Source organism: Stenotrophomonas sp. NPDC078853, assembly GCF_044901215.1.
Taxonomy (GTDB): Bacteria; Pseudomonadota; Gammaproteobacteria; order Xanthomonadales; family Xanthomonadaceae; genus Stenotrophomonas; species Stenotrophomonas lacuserhaii.
In genome coordinates this window covers 39534-59714 of record NZ_JBJDOQ010000003.1, presented here as the reverse complement: position 1 = coordinate 59714, position 20181 = coordinate 39534, and the positions used below count along the sequence as shown (strand labels likewise).

The window sequence follows — 20181 nt, the reverse complement described above, 5'->3', positions numbered from 1 at the left end:
CGCAGTGGTGCGCCGCCGGCCGCCAACTGCCGTCATGTCGCTTCGGCACGGGCATGGCTAGAATGGCGCCGCTGTCCACCATCCGCTCCCGGAGCCCCCCATGCCCGCTGAAGCCCTGCCGGAAGCCGTCGTCGCCGATACCCACGGCGAGCCCGGCTACCTGTCCATCCGTGACCTGCGCAAGGAATTCGACGGTTTCGTCGCGGTCGACGACGTCAACCTGGACGTGCGCAAGGGCGAGATCTTCGCCCTGCTGGGTGGCTCGGGCAGTGGCAAATCCACGCTGCTGCGTTGCCTGGGCGGGTTCGAAACGCCCACCAAGGGCAGCATCGTGCTCGATGGCCAGCCGCTGGTGGCGCTGCCGCCGTACAAGCGTCCGGTCAACATGATGTTCCAGTCCTACGCGCTGTTCCCGCACATGAGCGTGGAGCAGAACATCGCTTTCGGATTGAAGCAGGATGGGCTGGCAAGTGACGCGATACGCCGCCGGGTGGGCGAAATGCTCGAGCTGGTACACATGACCCAGCTGGCCAAGCGCCGGCCGCACCAGCTGTCCGGTGGCCAGCAGCAGCGCGTGGCGCTGGCCCGTTCGCTGGCCAAGGGGCCCAAGCTGCTGCTGCTGGACGAACCGATGGGGGCGCTGGACAAGAAGCTGCGCTCGCAGATGCAGCTGGAGCTGGTCAACATCATCGAAACCTCCGGGGTGACCTGCGTGATGGTCACCCACGACCAGGAAGAGGCGATGACCATGGCCACCCGCATCGCGGTGATGGACGCCGGCTGGATCCAGCAGGTGGGCAAGCCGGAGGATGTCTACGAGCAACCGGCCAACCGCTTCGTCGCCGGCTTCATCGGCTCGGTGAATTCGTTCGAAGGGGTGATCGACGAGGACCTGCCGGAGTACGTCACCGTGCGCTCGCCGGCGTTCCCCGCGCCGATCTACATCGGCCACGGCATCACCTGCTACGAAGGCCAGCCGGTCGCCTTCGCGGTGCGTCCGGAGAAGATCATGATCGGCAAGGACGAGCCGGAAGGGCAGACCAACAAGGCCCAGGGCGTGATCGAGGACATCGCCTACTTCGGCAGCCATTCGGTGTACCACGTGCGACTGCCCAGCGGGGCCAGGGTGATGGCCAACTTCGCCAATTCGCAGCGCTGGGCCAGCGATGGCCTGACCTGGGGCGATGAGGTGTGGGTGCACTGGCGCGACAACGACGGCGTGGTGCTGACCTCATGAGCGCGGCCGTGCGCAAGCGCTGGATGCCGGGACTGCGCGATGCGGTGGTGGGCGTGCCGTACCTGTGGCTGCTGCTGTTCTTCGCGGTGCCGTTCGTGATCATCCTGATGATCTCCTTCGCGCATACCCGGGTGGGTTCGCCGCCGTACACCTGGCTGCTGCAGTACGTGGATGGCGCGCTTGCGCTGAAGCTGAACCTGGAAAACTACCTGCAGCTGGTGCGCGACCAGCAGTACGTGCTGGCCTATGTCAGCTCGTTCAGGATCGCTGCCATTTCCACCGTGCTGACCCTGCTGATCGGGTATCCGATGGCCTATGCCATCGCGCGCATGAAGCCCTCCACACGCAACATCATGATGATGCTCGTGGTGCTGCCGTCGTGGACTTCCTTCCTGATCCGCGTGTACGCCTGGATCGGCATCCTGGACCGCAACGGCCTGCTCAACCAGCTGCTGCTTAAAACCGGCCTGATCGACCAGCCGCTGCAGATCCTGTACACCCCGACCGCAGCCTACATCGGCATCGTGTACTGCTATCTGCCGTTCATGGTGCTGCCGTTGTATGCCAATCTGGTCAAGCATGACCAGCGCCTGCTGGAGGCCGCCTACGACCTCGGCGCCAGGCCGTGGCAGGCCTTCCTGCGCATCACTCTGCCGCTGTCCAGGGCCGGCATCATCGCCGGCTGCATGCTGGTGATGATCCCGGCGGTGGGCGAATTCGTGATTCCCGAAATGCTCGGTGGACCGGACACACTGATGATTGGCCGCGTGCTGTGGGGCGAGTTCTTCAACAACCGCAACTGGCCGGTGGCCTCGGCGGTCGCGGTGGTGATGCTGTTGCTGCTGCTGGTGCCGATCTTCCTGTTCAACCGGTCCCAGCAGCGCGTGCTGGAAGGAAAGCAGGCATGAGCACCCTGCGCGGTTACCGCTGGATGGGCTGGGGCGCGTTGGCGCTGGGCTTTGCCTTCCTGTACCTGCCGATCCTGCTGCTGATGGTGTTCTCCTTCAACAGCTCGCGGCTGGCCACGGTCTGGGCCGGTTTTTCCACCCGCTGGTATGGCGAACTGTTCAACGACCGCGCACTGATGGATGCGCTGTGGATGAGCCTGAAAGTGGCGTTCTGGACCGCCTGTGCGGCCACCGTGCTGGGCACGATGGCGGCCATGGTGATGACCCGCTTCCGGCACTTCCGTGGCAAATCCGCCTTCAGTGCGTTGATCACCGCGCCGCTGGTGATGCCGGATGTGATCCTGGGCTTTTCACTGATGACCCTGCTGGTGTCGATGGGCGGCATTCCCGGTTTCCCGGCACGGGGCGCGGCCACCATCTGGATCGCCCACGTGACCTTCACCCTGTCCTTCGTGACGGTGGTGCTGTCTTCGCGGCTGCAGGAGCTGGATATATCCCTGGAAGAGGCCGCGATGGACCTGGGTGCCAGCCGGCTGACCGTGTTCCTCAAGATCACCCTGCCGATCATCGCCCCGGCGCTGCTGGCTGGTTGGCTGCTGGCCTTCACCCTGTCGCTGGACGACGTGGTGATCGCCAGCTTCGTGGCGGGGCCCAGTTCGACGACGTTGCCGATGAAGGTTTTTGCTTCAGTGCGCATGGGCATCAGCCCGAAGATCAACGCACTGGCCACGCTGATGGTATCGGCGGTGGCGGTGGCCGCGGTGATCGGCTGGTATGTCACCGCGCGCGGCGAAAAACGCCGCCAGCGCGACCTGTTGCTGGCGCGCCAGGACAACGGGTGAGGGTGTCGGGTGCCTGCAGGCACCCGACGCCGGGCCGGCTCAGCCGGTCAGAGAGGCCCCTTGTCGCGCAGCGTTCCGCTCAGATTGGTGAACTCCAGTTCTTCGCTGGTGATGTTGGTGTAGACGCGGTCTGCGAACCAGTCCTGGACCTGCGCGACCGTCGCCCGATGGACCGGCTCGATCCAGTAGAGAAGATAATGGTCCGGCGCTGTGGCGATGGCGGTGTATTCAACGGTTTCGGTTTCGCCCTGCTCGGGACCGCGGATGCCGACGTAGGTCATTGTGCGGCCATCTTCTTCGAACCGCAGTTCGTAGGCATTCTCGCCGAAATCCACCTCCACGACCCTGCCGATGCCGGGGTACGGATGGTCCGGATGCGTCTGCGGCGTGGGACTGGCCAGGGCGGCGGCGGCGGTCAACCCCAGCAGTGTGCTCATGATGATCTTCCTGTACACGACGTTTCCTTGTGGGCCTGTTTGAAGGCCGTGGATGGCGCTGGCGTGAGGGCTGGCGCAGAGGAAGTTTCACCGCCTGGGCCCCAGCGGCGTAAGAGGGAAGCCGGTCGGGGATTGACGGCTGGTGCGATGTGTCCGTCTTACCCCGGGCCGGTAGATGAGAGCGACATCCGGTCGCACCCTCGGGTGCCGAGACAGCCGACCCGGCAACATCCGGCTCACGTTGGGCGGCGCAGAATGGATGCCTGACTTACAGGAGCCCTCCATGACCGTCGAGATCGTCAATCCCACCACCGGCCACGTGGACTATCGCCATGAGCTGCTGGACAAGGCCGGGATCGAACAGCGCCTGCAGGCTGCGGCCAGCGCCTTTCCGGCGTGGTCCGCCACGTCCCTGCAGGAGCGCGCGAAGGTGCTGCGCGGCATTGGTGCCCAGCTGCGCGCCCGCAAGGACGACATCCAGGACGCGATGACCCGCGAGATGGGCAAACTGAAGGCCGAGGCGCTGGCGGAAGTGGAAAAATGCGCGGCCGCCTGCGAGTACTACGCCGACCATGCTGCCGACTACCTGAAGCCGCAGTTGATCGATACCGAGGCGCAGCGCAGCTACGTGCGCTACGAGCCGATCGGTTGCGTGTTCGCGGTGATGCCGTGGAATTTCCCGATCTGGCAGGTATTCCGCTTCCTCGCGCCGGCGTTCATGGCCGGCAACGTGGCCCTGCTCAAGCACGCCAGCAACGTGCCGCAATGCGCGGACCTCATCAACGAGGTGGTGCGCGCCGGTGGCCTGCCCGATGGCGTGTTCGATGTGCTGCATATCGACAACGACCAGGCCGCCGAGGTGCTGCGCGACCGCCGGGTGAAAGCAGTCACCCTGACCGGCAGCGAGCGGGCAGGGCGCTCGATCGCCGCCACCGCCGGTGACGTCCTGAAGAAGTGCGTGATGGAACTGGGCGGCAGCGATGCCTTTGTCGTGCTCGATGACGCGGACCTGGACAAGACGGTCGAGGCGGCGGTGAAGTCCCGCTTCGACAACAGCGGACAGACCTGCATCGCGGCCAAGCGGTTCATCGTGCTCGAGGCGGTGGCTGATGCTTTCACCGAACGCTTCGTCGCCGCAGCCGGCGAGCGTCGATATGGCGATCCTGCCGACGCGCGGACCACGCTGGCGCCGATGGCGCGGGCCGACCTGCGCGATGAACTGCACAAGCAGGTCCAGGCCAGCGTTGCCAAGGGCGCGCGGATACTGGCCGGCGGCGAGCCGGTGGCCGGCAGCCACGCAGGGTATCCGGCAACCGTGCTGGACCAGGTCGGGCCGGGCATGCCGGCCTATGATGAAGAGCTGTTCGGCCCGGTTGCCGCGGTGATCCGGGTGAAGGACGAAGCGGACGCCCTGAGGGTGGCCAACGATACCCGCTTCGGGCTGGGGGGCAGCGTGTGGACCACCGATGCGGCGCGTGGCGAAGCGTTCGCGCAACAGATGGAGTGCGGCGCGGCATTCGTCAATTCCATCGTCAAGAGCGACGTGCGGCTGCCGTTCGGCGGCAGCAAGGAGTCCGGTTTCGGCCGCGAACTGGCCGAGCACGGCATCCATGAGTTCATGAACATCAAGACGATCTACGTGGCCTGAGCGCTACCGGTTACAGCCAGCGCACGCGCTTGAACAGCCGGAACAGCCCCACGCAGACCGCGCCGACGCCGATGATCATCGCCGGGTAGGCCCACGGCTGATCCAGCTCGGGCATGTGGGTGAAGTTCATGCCATACCAGCTGGTGATCAGCGTCGGTGCCGCCAGCAGGGCGGCCCAGGCGCCGAGGCGCTTGACCGTTTCGCCCTGCGCCAGCGTGACCAGTGACAGGTTGACGCTGAGCGCGGTGCCCAGCATCTCGCGCAGCGTATCGATCACATCGCTGATCCGCACCGCATGGTCATGCACATCGCGGATGTACAGCTTGACCTCATCGGGCACCAGCCCGGCTTCAGCGGGATAGCGTCTCAGCGCCGAGAGTACGTCCTGCAGCGGAGCCACTGCCATGCGCATCTTGTTGAGCTCGCGCTTGAGTTCGTACAGGCGCACCACGGTGCTGCGCTTGTAGTTCTCGGCGAAGATATCTTTTTCCAGCAGCTCCAGCGTATCGCGGAAGCGGTTGGTGATCGGCAGGTAGTTGTCGACCACGAAGTCCAGCACCGCGTACAGGCAATAAGAGGGGCCCATCTTCAGCAGATGCGGCTCGCGCTCCACGCGTGCGCGCACCGGTGCATAGGACAGCGATGCGCCATGCCGCACGGTGACCAGGAAGCGAGGCCCCACGAAAGCATGGGTTTCGCCGTACTGGATGCGCTCGTCGACCATCTGCGCGGTGGTGACCACCACGAACATCGAGTTGCCGTAGGTTTCCACCTTCGGCCGCTGGTGTGCGTTGCGCGCGTCTTCGATGGCCAGGTCGTGCAGGCCGAATTCCTCCTGCAGTTTCAACAGGACCGAATCGGCCGGATCGTACAGGCCGACCCATACGAAGCCGTTACCGCTGGCGATCACGTCGCTGATCGCATCCAGGCTGATGTCATGGCGTTTGCCATCATCGTCATAATGGACACAGTTGATGACGCACGCGGGGTTGTGCGGGGCGGGGCCGGTGGTATCAGGCAGGGTCATGCCACGTATCCTGCGTCAGTGTGCGTGAAGCGCCAATCGCGGCAGGCGTCGGCCCAGCACCCAGGCCAGCGCGGCGTGCACGGGCAGCAGCAGCACGATCCACTGGATGTTGTACTGCGCCTGCAGGCTGAGCCAATGCAGCACCAATCCCGCCACTGACAGCATCGCCACGCTCCACAGGGTGATGCGGAACAGGCGGCCGGGGGCGCGACGGCGCAGCAGCGCGACCGCGCCGGGCAGCAGCAGCAGGCACAGCGGTGAAAGCTGCAGCAGGTTGCGGTTGGCCCATGCGGCGTGGTGGTCGCTGAAGCCCCACAGGAACACCAGCAGGCCGCCGGCGATCGTGCTGAAGGTCCAGAACGGCAGCGCCAGTGCGGCCAGCAGGCGCGGCCGCCGACGCAGCGCGATCACCCCGGCGCCCAGCCCGAGCCCGAGTACCAGCCACGGCCACCAGGCACGCGCGCGTTCAGCCGGTTCGGCATCGATGCGGTGGGCCAGCAGCTGTTGTTCGGACTGCACCAGCGGACGTCCTTCGCTGTTGCGCGCCTGGCGCAGCGCATCGGCCAGCCGCATCGGCACGAAGGCCTCCTGCCAACGCGACAGCGGCTGGTCGGCGAACGGGCCCAGGCCCAGGTCGAAGCCGAGCCACATCCACGGTGCGGGCGATGCCAGGCGCACCGATTCGCTGCGGTAGGTGTTGCCGCGCGAACGGCCGGACAGCTGCGCGTGCAGGCCGCCGTCCAGTGCCTTGTCCAGCGTGTCGCGCACCATCGTGGCGCAGTTGGCGGTGTAGTAGTCGTAGCGGTAGCGTGCGTTCTCCGGCTTGGCACGTTCGGCCAGGTCGGCGGCCAGTGCACGCGCCTGCGCCGGGTCCAGGTCGAGCCACTGCACGCTGGCGCCGCGGCCGGCCTGGTCGTAGTAGCCCAGGTCCTGCTCCAGCGGCAACGCGACCAGGTAATACATCATTTCGCCACGCACGAAGCGGCTGATGAAATCAGGCTCACCCGGGTCGAAGTAGCCGAAGTTGTACGAGGTGGCGGCGCCGCTGGCCGGGTCGACCACCACGATCGCATCGTGGCCGAAGCGCTCGAAGAAGATCGTGCCCGGCTGCATGGTGACCACGCCGATGCGCGGTACCGCCGGGTCGGTTGCTGCGCGGGCAACCGACTCGGCCGCCGGCTGCTGCGCCAGTGCCCGCATGGGCAGGCCCAGCAGGCCGGCCAACAGCAGTACCGCCAGCCAGCAGCTCAGCAGCGTTCCAGTGCGAAGGTTCAAGCGTTTTCCTGCTCGTCCGCCGGCAACACGGTCACGTGGAAAGCCTGCACGCGACGGGCGTCGGCACGGGCAACACGGAACATGAAGCGGTCCAGGGCCAGCTCGTCGCCGATCTCCGGCAGGTGGCCGATGGCTTCGGTGACCAGTCCGCCGATGGTGTCGTAGTCATCATCGGGGAAGGTAGCGCCGAAGCGCTCGTTGAAGTCGCCGATGGCGGTCAGCGCATCCACCACGTACTGGCCGTCGGCCTGGATGGCGATGCCGGCGGTCGGATCCTCGGCTTCGTCGTGCTCGTCGTCGATCTCTCCGACGATCTGTTCCAGCACGTCCTCGATGGTGACCAGCCCGGCGACGCCGCCGTACTCGTCGACCACGATGGCCATGTGGTTGCGCGACAGGCGGAATTCCTTCAGCAGCACGTTCAGGCGCTTGGCTTCGGGGATCAGCACTGCCGGCCGCAGCAGCTCGCGGATGTTGCCCGGACCGTTGTCGGCCACCACGCCGCGCAGCAGGTCCTTGGCCAGCAGCACGCCGAGGATGTCGTCCTTGTTGTCGCCGTGCACCGGGAAGCGCGAATGGCCGGATTCGACCACCTGCTGCATCAGCTCCAGGAACGGGGCCTCCACCGGCAGCGACACCATCTGCGAACGCGAAATCATGACATCGCCCACGGTCAGGTCGGCAACCGAAATGGCACCTTCCATCATGCGCAGGGTGTCGGCCGCGATCAGGCCGTCTTCGTGTGCTGTGTGCAGCACCGCAACCAGCTGGTCGCGCGTATGCGGTTCACCGGAAAACGCAGCACCCAGGCGTTCAAGCCAGCTGCGTTTCTTCTCACTGTGCTCCTGTGCGGAGCTTGTACTGTCGTCTTCAGACATCTCGGGAAAAAAGGCACCCGGCAGGCCGGGCGATGGACGCAGTCTAGCAGGATGGCGGGACGTGCAACGCGTCTGCCGCCGACGCCAAGGGCCGGCCCCGAAGGCCGTGTTCAGCCCTCTGCGGACGCCGTCGGGGCCGGGGCAGTCGCTTCTTCCGCCGGCAGGTCCAGGCTGTAAGTGCAGCCCGCCAGGGTCTGGCCGGGGTGGCTGCGGACGGTGGACACGCTGAGGATGATCGACTCGATCATGGGCTCACCGGTCTTCGGATCAGTGGTGTCCCGGCTGACTACTTCACGCCCGGCCATGAACTTGCCGTCTGCGTCGTAGGCGGTCTCCAGCTTCAATTCGCCGGCCAACGGCCGCGGATCATCCAGGTCGAGCACGGCCATGACGCTGGCGCCGGCCAGCGCGATATGGTCGGTCTGCCGGCCGAACACCGTGGCGGGGTTGGCCAGGCGGAATTCGGTCATGAACTGATTCTGCTGTGGCATCGGCTGCAGGCCGAGTGCGACCGCCTTCAGCGGATCGGCGGTGGCAGCGCCAAGGGCGGCATGCTCGGCGATTCCCTGGCGGCACTCGACCAGCGCCGGAATGTCCACGCCGGCGGCGGCGGCCGGCAGTGCAGGCAACAGGATCAGCAGGGCGATGCGGGCGGGCAGTGTCATCGGAAATCAACGGGCGTGCGCTGGGCAGGATGCCCGATGATAGCGGCACCACGCCGGTGACGACCAACGGTGTCCTGCCAAGCGTGCTGTGCCGGTCAGCGCAGGCGCTGCTCGCTGCGGGTCCACCAGCGCCAGGCCGGACCGGCTGCCAGCACCGCGCCGACGGTACCCAGTGCGGTCACCGCCATGCCGCTGTTCGGGGAGAGCGGCAGCCAGCCTGCACCCAGCGCGCAGGCCGCGCCGAGAACGAGCAGCAGGGGAGCGACGGCGGTCGGACGTTGTTCCAGCATCACAGCCTTCCTGGCATGAAATCGACGCGGGATTGAAGCACGAACCCCATGGCCTACGGAAGAGCCGTCAGCGACAGCTTCAGCGCTCGCCGGCATAGGGATCGGAAATGCCGAGCTCGGCCAGGATCTCGCGCTCCAGCTGTTCCATCGCGTCGGCTTCCTTGTCGTCCTCGTGGTCCCATCCGAGCAGGTGCAGCACCCCGTGCACGGTGAGGTGCGCATAGTGGGCGTTGAGCGCCTTGGCCTGTTCGCCGGCTTCGCGTGCCACCACCGGCGCGCAGATCACCAGGTCACCCAGCAGCGGGAACTTCACCCCCTTCGGCAGGCCTTCGGGCAGTTCGGCCGGAAAGCTGAGCACGTTGGTGGCGTAATCCTTGCCGCGGTAGTGGCGGTTGAGGGATTGACCTTCCTTGGCATCGACCAGCCGGATGGCAAGATCCGCCTCGCGGATGCGGCCTTTCAGCGCCGCCGCCACCCACTTCCGGAAACTCACCGCCGAGGGCAGCCCGGTGCGGGGCAGGGCATAGCTGACCGCAACATCAAGGCGGACGGGGCCCTTGGTCATGGGGTGGCTCCGGGCTGGATTTCGTGCAGGTCGCGACGGTCATAGGCGGTGACGATCCGGGCCACCAGCGGATGGCGCACGACATCGCGGGCCTCCAGGAAGGTGAAGCTCACCCCTTCGACATCACGCAGCACGTCGATGGCATCGCGCAGGCCGGACTTCACATGCTTGGGCAGGTCGGTCTGGGTCAGGTCGCCGGTGACCACGGCGGTGGAACCATAGCCCAGCCGGGTCAGGAACATCTTCATCTGTTCGATGGTGGTGTTCTGTGCTTCGTCCAGGATCACGAACGCGTCGTTGAGCGTGCGGCCGCGCATATAGGCCAGCGGCGCGATCTCGATCACGTTCTTTTCCAGCAGTTTGACGACCTTTTCCACGCCCAGCATTTCATACAGCGCGTCGTACAGCGGGCGCAGGTACGGATCGACTTTCTGGGACAGGTCGCCGGGCAGGAAGCCGAGCTTCTCGCCGGCTTCCACTGCCGGGCGCACCAGGATCAGCCGCTGCACGCGCGATTCGTTCAGTGCTTCCACCGCGCTGGCCACGGCCAGGAAGGTCTTGCCGGTACCGGCCGGGCCGATGCCGAAATTGATGTCATGCGCGGCGATCTGGTGCAGGTAGCGGGCCTGGTTGGCACCGCGTCCGCGTACCGTGCCGCGCTTGACCTTGATCGCCACGTCCTGCGCCTCGTAGGCGCGTTCGGCGATGTGCTCCACGTTGGCCTGGTTCAGCCGCAGGTGGATGGCCTGGCTGTCGAAGGTGACTTCGGCGGCCTCTTCGTACAGGGCCTCGACCAGCTTCTGGGCTTCGGCGGCGGCTTCGGCCGGTCCGGTGATGCGGAACACGTGGGCGCGGTTGGCGATCTCCACGCCGAGTTTCAGTTCGATCTGGCGCAGGTGGCCATCGAAGGGGCCGCTCAGGTTGGCAAGCCGTTCGGTGTCTTCCGGGGACAGGGTGAAATCGCGGTGGGCAAGTGCGGTCATTGCATCAGGCGGCACCGCCGGGACGACCGTGCCGCAGGGCTTGGAATGGGACAACAGAGTAGCGCTGTCATGCACGGACCGCCACCGCATCGCGGCTCCGGCCTGCTTTCCACAGGCACTGTGGGCGGGCATGCGAAGAAGGTGTGGATAAGCCGCGCAAAGCCAGTGAGGGCAACGCTGGCCAGGTGCTGGTCATTTCCTCGCCAGCGCACCGCCTGCCGGAGCGCTCAGGTGCGCTCCATCACCCGTCCGCGCAGCGAATTGGCGTACGCCTCGGTGATCAGCACATCGACGAACTGCCCGACCAGCCGCGGCGGTGCGGCGAAGTTGACCGTGCGCATGTTCTCGGTCTTGCCGCTCAGTTCGTTGGGATCCTTGCGCGAAGGACCTTCCACCAGTACCGACTGCACCGTGCCGACCATGCGCTCGGAGATCCCGCTGGCATGCTGGTTGATGCGCGCCTGCAGGCGCGTCAGCCGGGCGTGCTTTTCCGCGTCGCTGATGGTGTCTTCCAGGTCTGCCGCCGGCGTGCCGGGGCGACGCGAATAGATGAAGGAGAAGCTCTGGTCGAAGCCGATGTCTTCGATCAGTTTCATGGTCTTCTCGAAGTCCGCGTCGGTCTCGCCAGGGAAACCGACGATGAAATCCGAGCTGATCGAGATATCCGGGCGCACCGCGCGCAGCTTGCGGATCTTCGACTTGAATTCCAGCGCGGTGTAGCCGCGCTTCATCGCCGACAGTACGCGGTCGCTGCCCGCCTGCACTGGCAGGTGCAGGAAGTTGGCCAGCTGCGGTACGTCGCGGAAGGCGTCCACCAGCGAATCGCTGAACTCCAACGGATGCGAGGTGGTGAAGCGGATGCGCCCGACGCCGTCGATCTCGGCGATGGTGCGGATCAGCAGCCCGAGGTCGGCGAACTCGCCTTCGCCGTATGGGCCACGGTAGGCATTGACGTTCTGCCCGAGCAGGTTGATCTCGCGCACGCCCTGCGCGGCAAGTTCGGCCACTTCCACCACCACGTCCTCGAACGGCCGGCTGACTTCCGTGCCGCGGGTGTAGGGCACCACGCAGAACGAGCAGTACTTGGAGCAGCCTTCCATGATCGACACGAACGCCGACGCTCCTTCGGCGCGCGGGGCGGGCAGGTTGTCGAACTTCTCGATCTCCGGGAAGCTGATGTCGACCTGCGGACGGTTCTGCTCGCGACGTGCGCGGATCAGTTCCGGCAGGCGGTGCAGGGTCTGTGGTCCGAACACCAGGTCCACGTAGGGCGCGCGCTTGATGATCGCTTCACCTTCCTGCGAGGCCACGCAGCCGCCCACGCCGATGATCACCTCGCGGCCGTTGTTCTTGAACGCCTTCCAGTTGCCGAGCTGGCTGAAGACTTTCTCCTGGGCTTTTTCGCGGATGGAACAGGTGTTGACCAGGATCACGTCGGCCTCTTCGGGCCGATCGGTCAGCTCCAGCCCGTCGCTGGCGGCGAGCACGTCGGCCATCTTGGCCGAGTCGTACTCGTTCATCTGGCACCCGTGGGTCTTGATGTACAGCTTGCCGCGCACCGTGCCGGGCTTGCGCGGACCGGCGGGCAGGGGCAACAGGGGGGTGTCGCCCGGGCTGGCGGGCAGGAAGACGTCTGGCGTCCCGGTCATGGCGATCAATCCAGGCGGGTGGGGTGATGGCCCCGTAGTTTACCGGAGCCAGCCCCCGGTGGCGCCGACCCATGGTCGGCAAGCGCAGCGGGCTGTGGCCAGCGGGCCGTCCGCATCGGCCTCAGGCCGCTTCCAGCCCCGCGTCCAGCGCTTTCCCGCGCAGAACAGCCGGATGTGCGCCCATCCGGGCGATGTACGCCGCCGTCGCCGGGCCGGGCTGCAGCAGGCCGAAACCGCTCATCCAGCCCAGCGCGCTGCCCCACAGGAAATCCGCCGCGGACAGGCGCTCACCCAGCAGGTAGTCCCCCTGCAGCAGCTGCTCTTCCACCACGGCCAGCACGGTTTCCGCATCCACATAAGGCGACATGCCGCGAGGCGCCGGATCGCGCTTCATCGCCTTGTCGACCATCGCCGGCTCGAAACACGAACCATAGAACGCCAGCCAGCGCAGGAACGGACCGCGCAGCCGATCACTTGCCGGTGGGGCCAGCCCGGCCTCCGGGTACAGCTCGGCCAGGTACTGGTAAACCGCGACCTGTTCGGTCACCAGAACGCCGTCATGCACGATCGCGGGCACCTTGCCCATGGGATTGAGGGCAAGGTAGGCCGGCGCCAGGTTGTCGCCTTGCTTCAGGCTGAGCAGTTCCAGCGCGTAATCCGCGCCGAGGGCTTCGAGCAGGACCAGCACCCCGCTCGAACGCGACGGGGAGGCGTGGTAAAGGGTGACATGGCGGGTGGTCATGGTTGCGCTCCAGTGGAATGAGCCGCCATGGTGGCGCAGTATCGCGGACAACTCCTGACCTCGATAGCCGTGCAAATGTCGCATACCGCCCACCGCCTGTTGCGCCTGATCGCCCTGCTGCAGGCCCGCCAGCACTGGTCCGGGGGCGAACTGGCCGAGCGGATGCAGGTGGACCGGCGCAGCATCCGCCGTGACATCCAGCGGCTGCGGGAGCTGGGCTATCCGGTGCGGGCATCTTCCGGGGTAGGCGGAGGCTACCGGATGGGCGCCGGCGGACCGTTGCTGCCGCTGCTGCTGGAAGAAGAAGAGGCCACCGCCATCGCCCTGGCGCTGCGCGCGGCGGCCTCCAGCATGGCCGGCATGGAGGACACCGCGCGCTCGGTGCTGACCAAGCTGGACCCGCTGGTGCCCAGCCGTCGGCGCCAGCAGGCCGGCGAGATCCATGCTGCCACCGCCACCCTGTCGCAGAAGCCAAGCGTGGACGGCCAGCTGCTGGGCAAGCTGGCGGTGGCCTGCAGGCAGGCCGCGCCGCTGGCGTTCGATTACCTGAGCCATGGCGGCGCAGCCACGCATCGCCGGGTCGATGCCCAGCATCTGGTGAACTACGGCCGCTGCTGGTACCTGCTGGCCTGGGACCACGGCCGGGCCGACTGGCGCACCCTGCGCGTGGACCGTATCAGTGGCCTGCAGTCGTTGCCGGGGCAGGGCATGCGTCGCGCGCTGTCGGTGCCGCCGGAAGTGGCGGTGCACCAGGCGGTCAGCCAGGCGCCCTTCATGCTCAAGGCCGAAGTGCACCTGCCCGGGTCGCTCCAACAGTTGGCCCCGCAGGTGCCACCCTGGTGCGGGGTGCTGCAGGAAGGTGGTCCGGAGCACTGCATCCTGCACGTCGGGGCCGACACGCCGGCGATGCTGGCCAGCCAGATCCTCAGCCTGGGCATCCGGCCCCTGCGCATCGAGACGACGTCTGCGGCGCTGCGTGCCGAGATGGTCGCCTGCCTGGACGGGCTGGCCGCGGTGATGGCCGATGCGGGATCTTCACGCCCGGTTTGAGCGTGACGTGCTTGGCAAGGGCCGCACAAGCTGGGACACTCGCGCCCATGAAGGGGATCTTGGGGATCGCGGCACTCATCGTTGCTGCACTGGTTGCCGTGCCGGCCAGTGCCGGCAATCTATACAAGTGCGTCGGTGCCGACGGCGTGCCGAGCTATGTCAGCAAGCGGGTGGCCGGCGCGCAGTGCAGCGTCATCAGCTACACCCGCGACAGCCGTGCGCCACGACCGGCGGTGGCCCCTGCAGCGCCGGTTGCGGTGGCCGCTCGGCGTGAAGCACCGGCCGCCGGCGCGGTCCCGGTCGGGATGATGGGCGCGGCCACGGCGGTCGCCAGCACCACCGCCGCGGTGATCGCCTCACCTTCCGTCACCCCTGCCTTGACTCCGGTCGCAGCGCCAAAGCCGCAGAACAAGGCGGGGCGCGTGGTCAGCGGCCAGGTCTATTCCTACATGCAGGACGGGGTGCGTCATTACACCAGCGCACGTCCTTCGCGGCAGGTCGCCAGCCTGGAACAGGTGCGCACCATCCGTTACAGCTTCATCGAGCGGTGTTTCGCCTGCGGCACCCAGCCGGGTGTCAATTTCGGCTCGGTACGTCTGAACACCACCGCCTTCCAGGCGGAGATCGCCGCGGCGGCCCGCCAGTACGGCGTGGAAGAAGCCATCGTGCGCGCGATCATCCATGCCGAATCGGCCTACAACCCGACCGCGCTCAGCCGCGCCGGCGCGCAGGGCCTGATGCAGCTGATGCCGCCGACCGCCGCACGCTTCGGCGTCACCGACTCCTACGATGCGGCGCAGAACATCCGCGGCGGCGTGCAGTACCTGTCGTGGTTGTTGAAGCGCTTCAATGGCGACCTGACGCTTGCCGCTGCCGGCTACAACGCTGGTGAAGGCGCGGTGGACCGGCATGGCGGCGTGCCGCCTTACAGTGAAACGCGCTACTACGTGCAGCGGGTCGGGCAGCTTGCCGAACGCTACCGGGGAGCGCTGGCAAGCAACCAGTAGCTGCACGGCCGGTCCAGCGGCGTGGCGCTGCTGCACTGGCACATTGACCGCGACAAACGTTTCGCTACACTCGTTTCAGATTCAAAGCGGCCTGGCCCCCACCAGGTTGCCGGCAGCCTTAAAGCTACCTAATCAATATCGGAGTGCCGGATGGCCAACGATGGGGTATACGATCCAGTGAACCATGGACGTCGCCGTTTCCTTTCTGCCACCACGGCGGTGGTCGGTGCAGTCGGCGTCGGTTTCGTCGCAGTTCCTTTCATCAAGTCCTGGAATCCCAGTGCGCGTGCCAAATTGGCCGGGGCACCGATCACCGCTGACATCAGTGCCCTGCAGGAAGGCCAACGGCTGATCCTGGAGTGGCGTGGGCAGCCTATCTGGATCGTCAAACGGTCCAAGGCGGTGCTCGAGGCGCTGCCGGGCCTGGACGGCCGGCTGAAGGATCCCGAATCCAGCGTCAAGGACCAGCAGCCGGAGTATGTGCTGAAGGAAAACCCGGAGCTGCGCTCGATCAAGCCGGCGGTATCGGTGCTGGTCGGGCTGTGCACGCACCTGGGGTGTTCGCCGGAAATGGTCGCCGAGATCCGTCCCGAACCGTATGACGCGCAGTGGAAGGGCGGTTATTTCTGCCCCTGCCACAAGTCGCGCTTCGACATGTCCGGGCGGGTCTTCAATGATGTCCCGGCCCCGACCAACCTGTTGGTGCCGCCGCATCACTACCAGGATGACAACACCCTGATCATCGGCGTGGATCCGGAGGGAACTGCCTGATGGCCAACATCCTTGCCCGCACCGCCAGCGGTGTCGCCGAGTGGGTCAACGCGCGCGCGCCGGGGCTGATGCCGGTGTATCGCAAGCACGTCAGCGAGTACTACGCACCGAAGAATTTCAACATCTGGTACTACTTCGGTTCGCTGGCCATGCTGATCCTGGTCAACCAGATCGTCACCGGCATCTTCCTGACGATGCACTACAAGACCAGCGCGGCCGAAGCGTTCGCTTCGGTCGAATACATCATGCGCGACGTGGAGTGGGGCTGGCTGATCCGTTACATGCACTCCACCGGTGCCTCGCTGTTCTTCATCGTGGTCTACCTGCACATGTTCCGCGGGCTGCTCTACGGCAGTTACCAGAAGCCGCGCGAACTGGTGTGGATCCTCGGCATGCTGATCTACCTGGTGCTGATGGCCGAAGCCTTCATGGGCTACGTGCTGCCGTGGGGCCAGATGTCGTTCTGGGGCGCGAAGGTGATCATTTCGTTGTTCGGCGCCATTCCGGTGATCGGCAACGGGCTGACCGAATGGATCATGGGCGACTACCTGCCCAGCGACGCCACGCTCAACCGGTTCTTCGCCCTGCACGTCATCGCCCTGCCTTTGGTGCTGCTGCTGCTGGTGGTGCTGCACCTGGGCGCACTGCACGAGGTCGGGTCGAACAATCCTGATGGCGTGGAGATCAAGAAGGGGCCGAAGGGCAACCGCTGGTCGCCGACCGCGCCCACCGATGGCATCCCGTTCCACCCGTATTACACGATGAAGGATGCGGTAGGGGCCGGGTTCCTGCTGGTCATCGCCGCCTTCATCATCTTCTTCGCCCCGGCCTTCGGCGGGCAGTTCCTGGAGCACGACAACTTCACCGAGGCCAACCGCCTGGTGACCCCCGAACACATCAAGCCGGTCTGGTATTACACCCCTTATTACGCGATGTTGCGGGTGATCCCGAACAAGCTGGGCGGGGTGATCGTGATGTTCTCGGCGATCGCGATCCTGTTCCTGGTGCCCTGGCTGGACAAGTGCAAGGTCAAGTCGGTGCGTTACCGCGGCTGGATATCCAAGGTGATGCTGGGCGTGCTGGTGGTGTGCTTCATCTGGCTGGGCGTGATCGGTTCGGGCCCGGGTACGGCGGTGTGGGAAACCTGGGTGGGACGGGTGCTGACCTTCCTGTATTTCGCCTTCTTCCTCACCATGCCGATATGGACGCGACTGGACAAGACCAAGCCGGTACCGGAAAGGGTGACCACGCATGACTGAGCGCTGGATGGTGCGGATGGCCCTGGTGGCCACGATGCTGCTGGCAAGCGGCCTGGCCGCTGCCGCCGAAGGCACGGCGAAGATGCTGCAGGCCGGCAACGACCTCGGTGATCGCGCGTCCCTGCAGCGCGGCGCGCAGCTGTACATGAACTACTGCTCCAGCTGCCATGCGCTGAAATACCTGCGTTACTCGCGCATGGCCGCCGACCTGGGCCTGACCGAAGAAGAGGTGATGAACAACCTCAACTTCACCGGCTCGGCGATTGGCGATCCGGTGCCGGTATCGATGCCGAAGGCCGAAGCGGAGAAATGGTTCGGCAAGATGCCTCCCGATCTCAGCCTGATCTCGCGGGTGCGCGGGCCGGACTGGGTCTACACGTATCTGAAGTCGTTCTACCTGGACAGCAGCCGTCCGTTGGGCTGGAACAACACCGTGTTCCCCAATGCCTCCATGCCCAATCCGCTGTGGCAGATGCAGGGCCTGCAGCATGCCGTGCATGGCAAGCCGGAAGCGCCGGGGCTGGACCCGCCGGTGCTGGCATTGGAGCTGCGCGCGCCGGGCAATGTGGATCCAGGGCAATACGACCAGGCCGTGCGTGACATCACCAACTTCCTGGCCTACGCCGGCGAACCCGCCGCGCTCAAGCGCCAGCAGCTGGGTGTCTGGGTAGTGCTGTTCCTGGCCTTCCTGACCTTCCTGCTGTACCTGCTGAAGAAGGATTACTGGAAGGATGTCCATTGACGGCTGCGGCATGCGCGGTCGTTTGCGTTGATGCATGGCCCAATACCCTTGGCCTATTGGCTTTTGTGAGCGTCGGTTGCACACTCGGGAAAGAGTCGACTGTCGGAAATGGTCCGGCAGCGCCGATGCGGCAGGCGGACTCCTGTCGTTGGAGAGCCTTTGATGGCGGCGAGCGTACGCATGCGTAATACCCTGACGCTGTTTTCCTCGAACGACGATGTGCTCTGTCACCGGGTACGTCTGGTCCTTGCGGCCAAGGGCGTCACCTATGACTTTGTGCCGGTGGATCCGCAACATCCGCCTGAAGACCTGATCGACCTCAACCCCTATCACTCCGTGCCCACCCTGGTGGAGCGCGAGCTGGTGCTGTATGCGGCGTCGGTGGTCAGCGAATATCTTGATGAGCGCTATCCGCATCCGCCGTTGATGCCTGTCGATCCGCTGTCGCGTGCGCGCATCCGCCTTGCGATGCTGCGCATCGAGCATGACTGGGTGCCGCAGGTGCAGGCCATCCAGCTGGGCAACAAGACCCAGGCCGAAGCCGGCCGCAAACGACTGAAGGAACTGTTGACCAGCGCGGTGCCGTTGTTCAAGGCCAGCAAGTTCTTCCTGAATCCTGAAATGACCCTGGCCGACTGTGCGGTCGCGCCGATCATCTGGCGCCTGCAGGCGCTGGATGTGCCGCTGCCGAAGGACGGCAAGGCGATCGAGGATTACGGCAACCGGATCTTCCGCCATCCCGGCTTCATCCGCAGCCTGACCGACCAGGAAAAGAAGCTGCGCGACCTGCCGGGCTGACCCGCACTTCCCGACTGTTTGCCCAACACTTGGTCCGCTCCCCTGCCACGCAGGGGGGCGTGCGCGTACACTTCACGCATGACTGACGAATTCTTCCGGATGACCAGCCACCGCCCGTACCTGTTGCGCGCCCTGGTGGAATGGATCAATGACAACCAGCTGACCCCGCACATCCTGGTGGATGCCGGCGTGGCTGGCGTGCAGGTGCCGCCGTCCAGCATCAAGGACGGCCGCGTGGTGCTGAACATCGCCGAACGGGCGGTGGTGGGACTGGCGATCGACAACGAGTCGGTCGGTTTCTCGGCCCGTTTTTCCGGCGTGAGCTTTGCGGTGCAGGTGCCGATCAGCGCCGTGTTGGCCGTATACGCGCGCGAAACCGGGCAGGGCATGGCGCTGCCTGACGACATCATCGGTGCGGAAACGGCCGAGGATGAAGTGACGCTGGAAGACGTGTCGGCCGATGCCGACGGTACGCCGGATGACACGCCGCCGGACGGCAATCCGCCACCGCGCCCGAGCGGCCGTCCGCAGCTGCGCGTGGTGAAGTAATCCTGACGGAGGAGCGGCGATGGTCGCTCCCTTCGCGCGCCCTCAGACGTCTTCGGCGTCATCCACGTCGGGGCGGATCGCACTGATCCGCGCCGCGCCGGGTCCGCTGAAGGACACCAGCTCATCGCCACGCAGGACCATCCTGCCTACATGGCGATCAATGCCGTCATACGAATATTCGAACTTGAAGGTGCGCTCGAAGCAGAGGCGCCCGTCGTCGCCGCGCGCCACTTTCAGGCCGATGGCATGCACGCTCTGGTCCAGCCACTGCACGTCGGCGGCCTTGCAGGCGTTGCGCCCGAGCACGCCGGCACGCTCGGCCGCCGCGCGCGACGAATTCCAGAAGGCGTAGCCGCAGGCGCCGACGATCATCAGCAGGATCAGGGTAGGCATGGTCGGCGTACTGATTGAAGTAGGAACCCACAAGATGGTGCAGCGGGTGGCGTAGTTCAAGCGCTGCGCGCGGGCTTTTAAGCGAACGTCAGCAGCAACGTCAACGTCAACAGCTGCAAGGCTGTGTGCTCCCGCCCCACCTTCGACAGGTCCATGGTGGCCCCGGTAGCGCCGACCCATGGTCGGCGGAGGGTGGGGAATGGTGTCTGTGGGTTTCCGCCGACCATGGGTCGGCGCTACCGCTTTTCTTCTTCTTTCTAACGCGGGTGGCGGCCACCGGAACCTGTCAGAGGGTCGGGCGGTGGGGCTGGGCGAGGGCGTTGAGCGCCCTGGACGGCGCGAAACGAGGCCCGCATGGATGCGGCTCTTGCCGTCCCCCGCCCAGCTCCACCGCCCGGCCCAACCCAGCTCTCGCTCCAGCGCGCCGGTCGCCACGGGCTGAGCGCCACCCGTGTTGCGAATGTGT

At 65.9% G+C, this 20181-nt stretch carries 22 protein-coding genes; 11 read left to right on the top strand and 11 right to left on the bottom strand.

Features of this window, described 5'->3' with window-relative positions; all coding sequences use genetic code 11:
* The first annotated feature begins 100 nt into the window (after window positions 1–100).
* From ACI2JH_RS04175 to ACI2JH_RS04165, 3 genes are read left to right on the top strand one after another with little or no spacing between them, the layout of a single operon-like run.
* Window positions 101–1237, top strand: coding sequence for an ABC transporter ATP-binding protein (locus ACI2JH_RS04175; protein ID WP_182655440.1), 1137 nt, complete (start codon window positions 101–103; stop codon window positions 1235–1237).
* Window positions 1234–2145: an ABC transporter permease subunit gene (locus tag ACI2JH_RS04170; protein ID WP_182655441.1), complete on the top strand. Its 912-nt coding sequence runs from the start codon at window positions 1234–1236 to the stop codon at window positions 2143–2145. Before ACI2JH_RS04175 ends, ACI2JH_RS04170 begins: the two co-directional genes overlap by 4 nt.
* Window positions 2142–2987, top strand: coding sequence for an ABC transporter permease subunit (locus tag ACI2JH_RS04165; protein ID WP_042614388.1), 846 nt, complete (start codon window positions 2142–2144; stop codon window positions 2985–2987). The genes ACI2JH_RS04170 and ACI2JH_RS04165 overlap by 4 nt, the downstream gene beginning before the upstream one ends.
* 47 nt (window positions 2988–3034) lie before the next feature.
* On the opposite strand, the gene ACI2JH_RS04160 is transcribed toward ACI2JH_RS04165, so the two are convergent.
* Complete coding sequence (locus ACI2JH_RS04160; protein WP_404735522.1) at window positions 3035–3424, bottom strand: MoaF-related domain-containing protein; 390 nt, start codon at window positions 3422–3424, stop codon at window positions 3035–3037.
* Window positions 3425–3707: 283 nt separating this feature from the next.
* On the opposite strand from ACI2JH_RS04160, the gene ACI2JH_RS04155 reads away from it, so the two are divergent.
* On the top strand, window positions 3708–5072 hold the full coding sequence (locus ACI2JH_RS04155) for an NAD-dependent succinate-semialdehyde dehydrogenase (RefSeq protein ID WP_404735521.1): 1365 nt from the start codon (window positions 3708–3710) through the stop codon (window positions 5070–5072).
* Window positions 5073–5082: 10 nt separating this feature from the next.
* On the opposite strand, the gene ACI2JH_RS04150 is transcribed toward ACI2JH_RS04155, so the two are convergent.
* The 9 genes from ACI2JH_RS04150 to ACI2JH_RS04110 all read right to left on the bottom strand — a co-directional run bounded on the left by ACI2JH_RS04150 (window position 5083) and on the right by ACI2JH_RS04110 (window position 13146).
* The gene (locus ACI2JH_RS04150; RefSeq protein WP_101100009.1) at window positions 5083–6099 is read right to left on the bottom strand and encodes a magnesium and cobalt transport protein CorA; all 1017 of its coding nucleotides are present in this window, start codon (window positions 6097–6099) and stop codon (window positions 5083–5085) included.
* A 15-nt stretch (window positions 6100–6114) separates the two neighbouring features.
* The gene (locus tag ACI2JH_RS04145; RefSeq protein WP_404735520.1) at window positions 6115–7374 is read right to left on the bottom strand and encodes a DUF4105 domain-containing protein; all 1260 of its coding nucleotides are present in this window, start codon (window positions 7372–7374) and stop codon (window positions 6115–6117) included.
* Window positions 7371–8252: an HlyC/CorC family transporter gene (locus tag ACI2JH_RS04140; protein ID WP_042614392.1), complete on the bottom strand. Its 882-nt coding sequence runs from the start codon at window positions 8250–8252 to the stop codon at window positions 7371–7373. The genes ACI2JH_RS04145 and ACI2JH_RS04140 overlap by 4 nt, the downstream gene beginning before the upstream one ends.
* A gap of 110 nt (window positions 8253–8362) precedes the next feature.
* On the bottom strand, window positions 8363–8917 hold the full coding sequence (locus ACI2JH_RS04135; RefSeq protein WP_182655445.1) for a hypothetical protein: 555 nt from the start codon (window positions 8915–8917) through the stop codon (window positions 8363–8365).
* Window positions 8918–9012: 95 nt separating this feature from the next.
* Window positions 9013–9207 (bottom strand): hypothetical protein, encoded by a 195-nt coding sequence (locus tag ACI2JH_RS04130; protein ID WP_042614394.1) that lies wholly within the window; start codon window positions 9205–9207, stop codon window positions 9013–9015.
* A 79-nt stretch (window positions 9208–9286) separates the two neighbouring features.
* Window positions 9287–9772: an rRNA maturation RNase YbeY gene (gene ybeY, locus ACI2JH_RS04125; protein WP_404735519.1), complete on the bottom strand. Its 486-nt coding sequence runs from the start codon at window positions 9770–9772 to the stop codon at window positions 9287–9289.
* The gene (locus ACI2JH_RS04120; RefSeq protein WP_101100123.1) at window positions 9769–10755 is read right to left on the bottom strand and encodes a PhoH family protein; all 987 of its coding nucleotides are present in this window, start codon (window positions 10753–10755) and stop codon (window positions 9769–9771) included. The genes ybeY and ACI2JH_RS04120 overlap by 4 nt, the downstream gene beginning before the upstream one ends.
* Before the next feature lie 227 nt (window positions 10756–10982).
* On the bottom strand, window positions 10983–12404 hold the full coding sequence (miaB, locus tag ACI2JH_RS04115; protein WP_404735518.1) for a tRNA (N6-isopentenyl adenosine(37)-C2)-methylthiotransferase MiaB: 1422 nt from the start codon (window positions 12402–12404) through the stop codon (window positions 10983–10985).
* Between the two features lie 121 nt (window positions 12405–12525).
* Entirely contained in the window at window positions 12526–13146 is a 621-nt protein-coding gene (locus ACI2JH_RS04110; protein WP_404735517.1) for a glutathione S-transferase family protein, read from the bottom strand.
* Between the two features lie 75 nt (window positions 13147–13221).
* Here ACI2JH_RS04110 and ACI2JH_RS04105 point away from each other — a divergent pair, with 75 nt between their 5' ends.
* From ACI2JH_RS04105 to ACI2JH_RS04075, 7 genes are all read left to right on the top strand, one after another.
* The gene (locus ACI2JH_RS04105) at window positions 13222–14196 is read left to right on the top strand and encodes a helix-turn-helix transcriptional regulator (protein ID WP_404735516.1); all 975 of its coding nucleotides are present in this window, start codon (window positions 13222–13224) and stop codon (window positions 14194–14196) included.
* Window positions 14197–14243: 47 nt separating this feature from the next.
* Window positions 14244–15203, top strand: a complete 960-nt coding sequence (locus ACI2JH_RS04100) for a lytic transglycosylase domain-containing protein (protein ID WP_182655449.1) — start codon at window positions 14244–14246, stop codon at window positions 15201–15203.
* A gap of 150 nt (window positions 15204–15353) precedes the next feature.
* Complete coding sequence (gene petA / locus ACI2JH_RS04095; RefSeq protein WP_101100015.1) at window positions 15354–15974, top strand: ubiquinol-cytochrome c reductase iron-sulfur subunit; 621 nt, start codon at window positions 15354–15356, stop codon at window positions 15972–15974.
* Entirely contained in the window at window positions 15974–17233 is a 1260-nt protein-coding gene (locus tag ACI2JH_RS04090) for a cytochrome bc complex cytochrome b subunit (protein WP_101100016.1), read from the top strand. The genes petA and ACI2JH_RS04090 overlap by 1 nt, the downstream gene beginning before the upstream one ends.
* Window positions 17226–17975 carry a cytochrome c1 gene (locus ACI2JH_RS04085; protein ID WP_101100017.1) on the top strand — a complete coding sequence of 250 codons (750 nt, stop codon included), beginning with the start codon at window positions 17226–17228 and terminating at the stop codon, window positions 17973–17975. The genes ACI2JH_RS04090 and ACI2JH_RS04085 overlap by 8 nt, the downstream gene beginning before the upstream one ends.
* A 162-nt stretch (window positions 17976–18137) precedes the next feature.
* Window positions 18138–18773 (top strand): glutathione S-transferase N-terminal domain-containing protein, encoded by a 636-nt coding sequence (locus ACI2JH_RS04080; RefSeq protein WP_182655450.1) that lies wholly within the window; start codon window positions 18138–18140, stop codon window positions 18771–18773.
* Window positions 18774–18851: 78 nt separating this feature from the next.
* Window positions 18852–19322 carry a ClpXP protease specificity-enhancing factor gene (locus ACI2JH_RS04075; protein WP_404735515.1) on the top strand — a complete coding sequence of 157 codons (471 nt, stop codon included), beginning with the start codon at window positions 18852–18854 and terminating at the stop codon, window positions 19320–19322.
* Between the two features lie 42 nt (window positions 19323–19364).
* Here ACI2JH_RS04075 and ACI2JH_RS04070 read toward each other — a convergent pair whose 3' ends face one another.
* A complete protein-coding gene (locus tag ACI2JH_RS04070) occupies window positions 19365–19715 on the bottom strand; it encodes a DUF3301 domain-containing protein (RefSeq protein ID WP_182655452.1) in 351 nt (116 codons plus the stop codon).
* Window positions 19716–20181 lie beyond the last annotated feature (466 nt).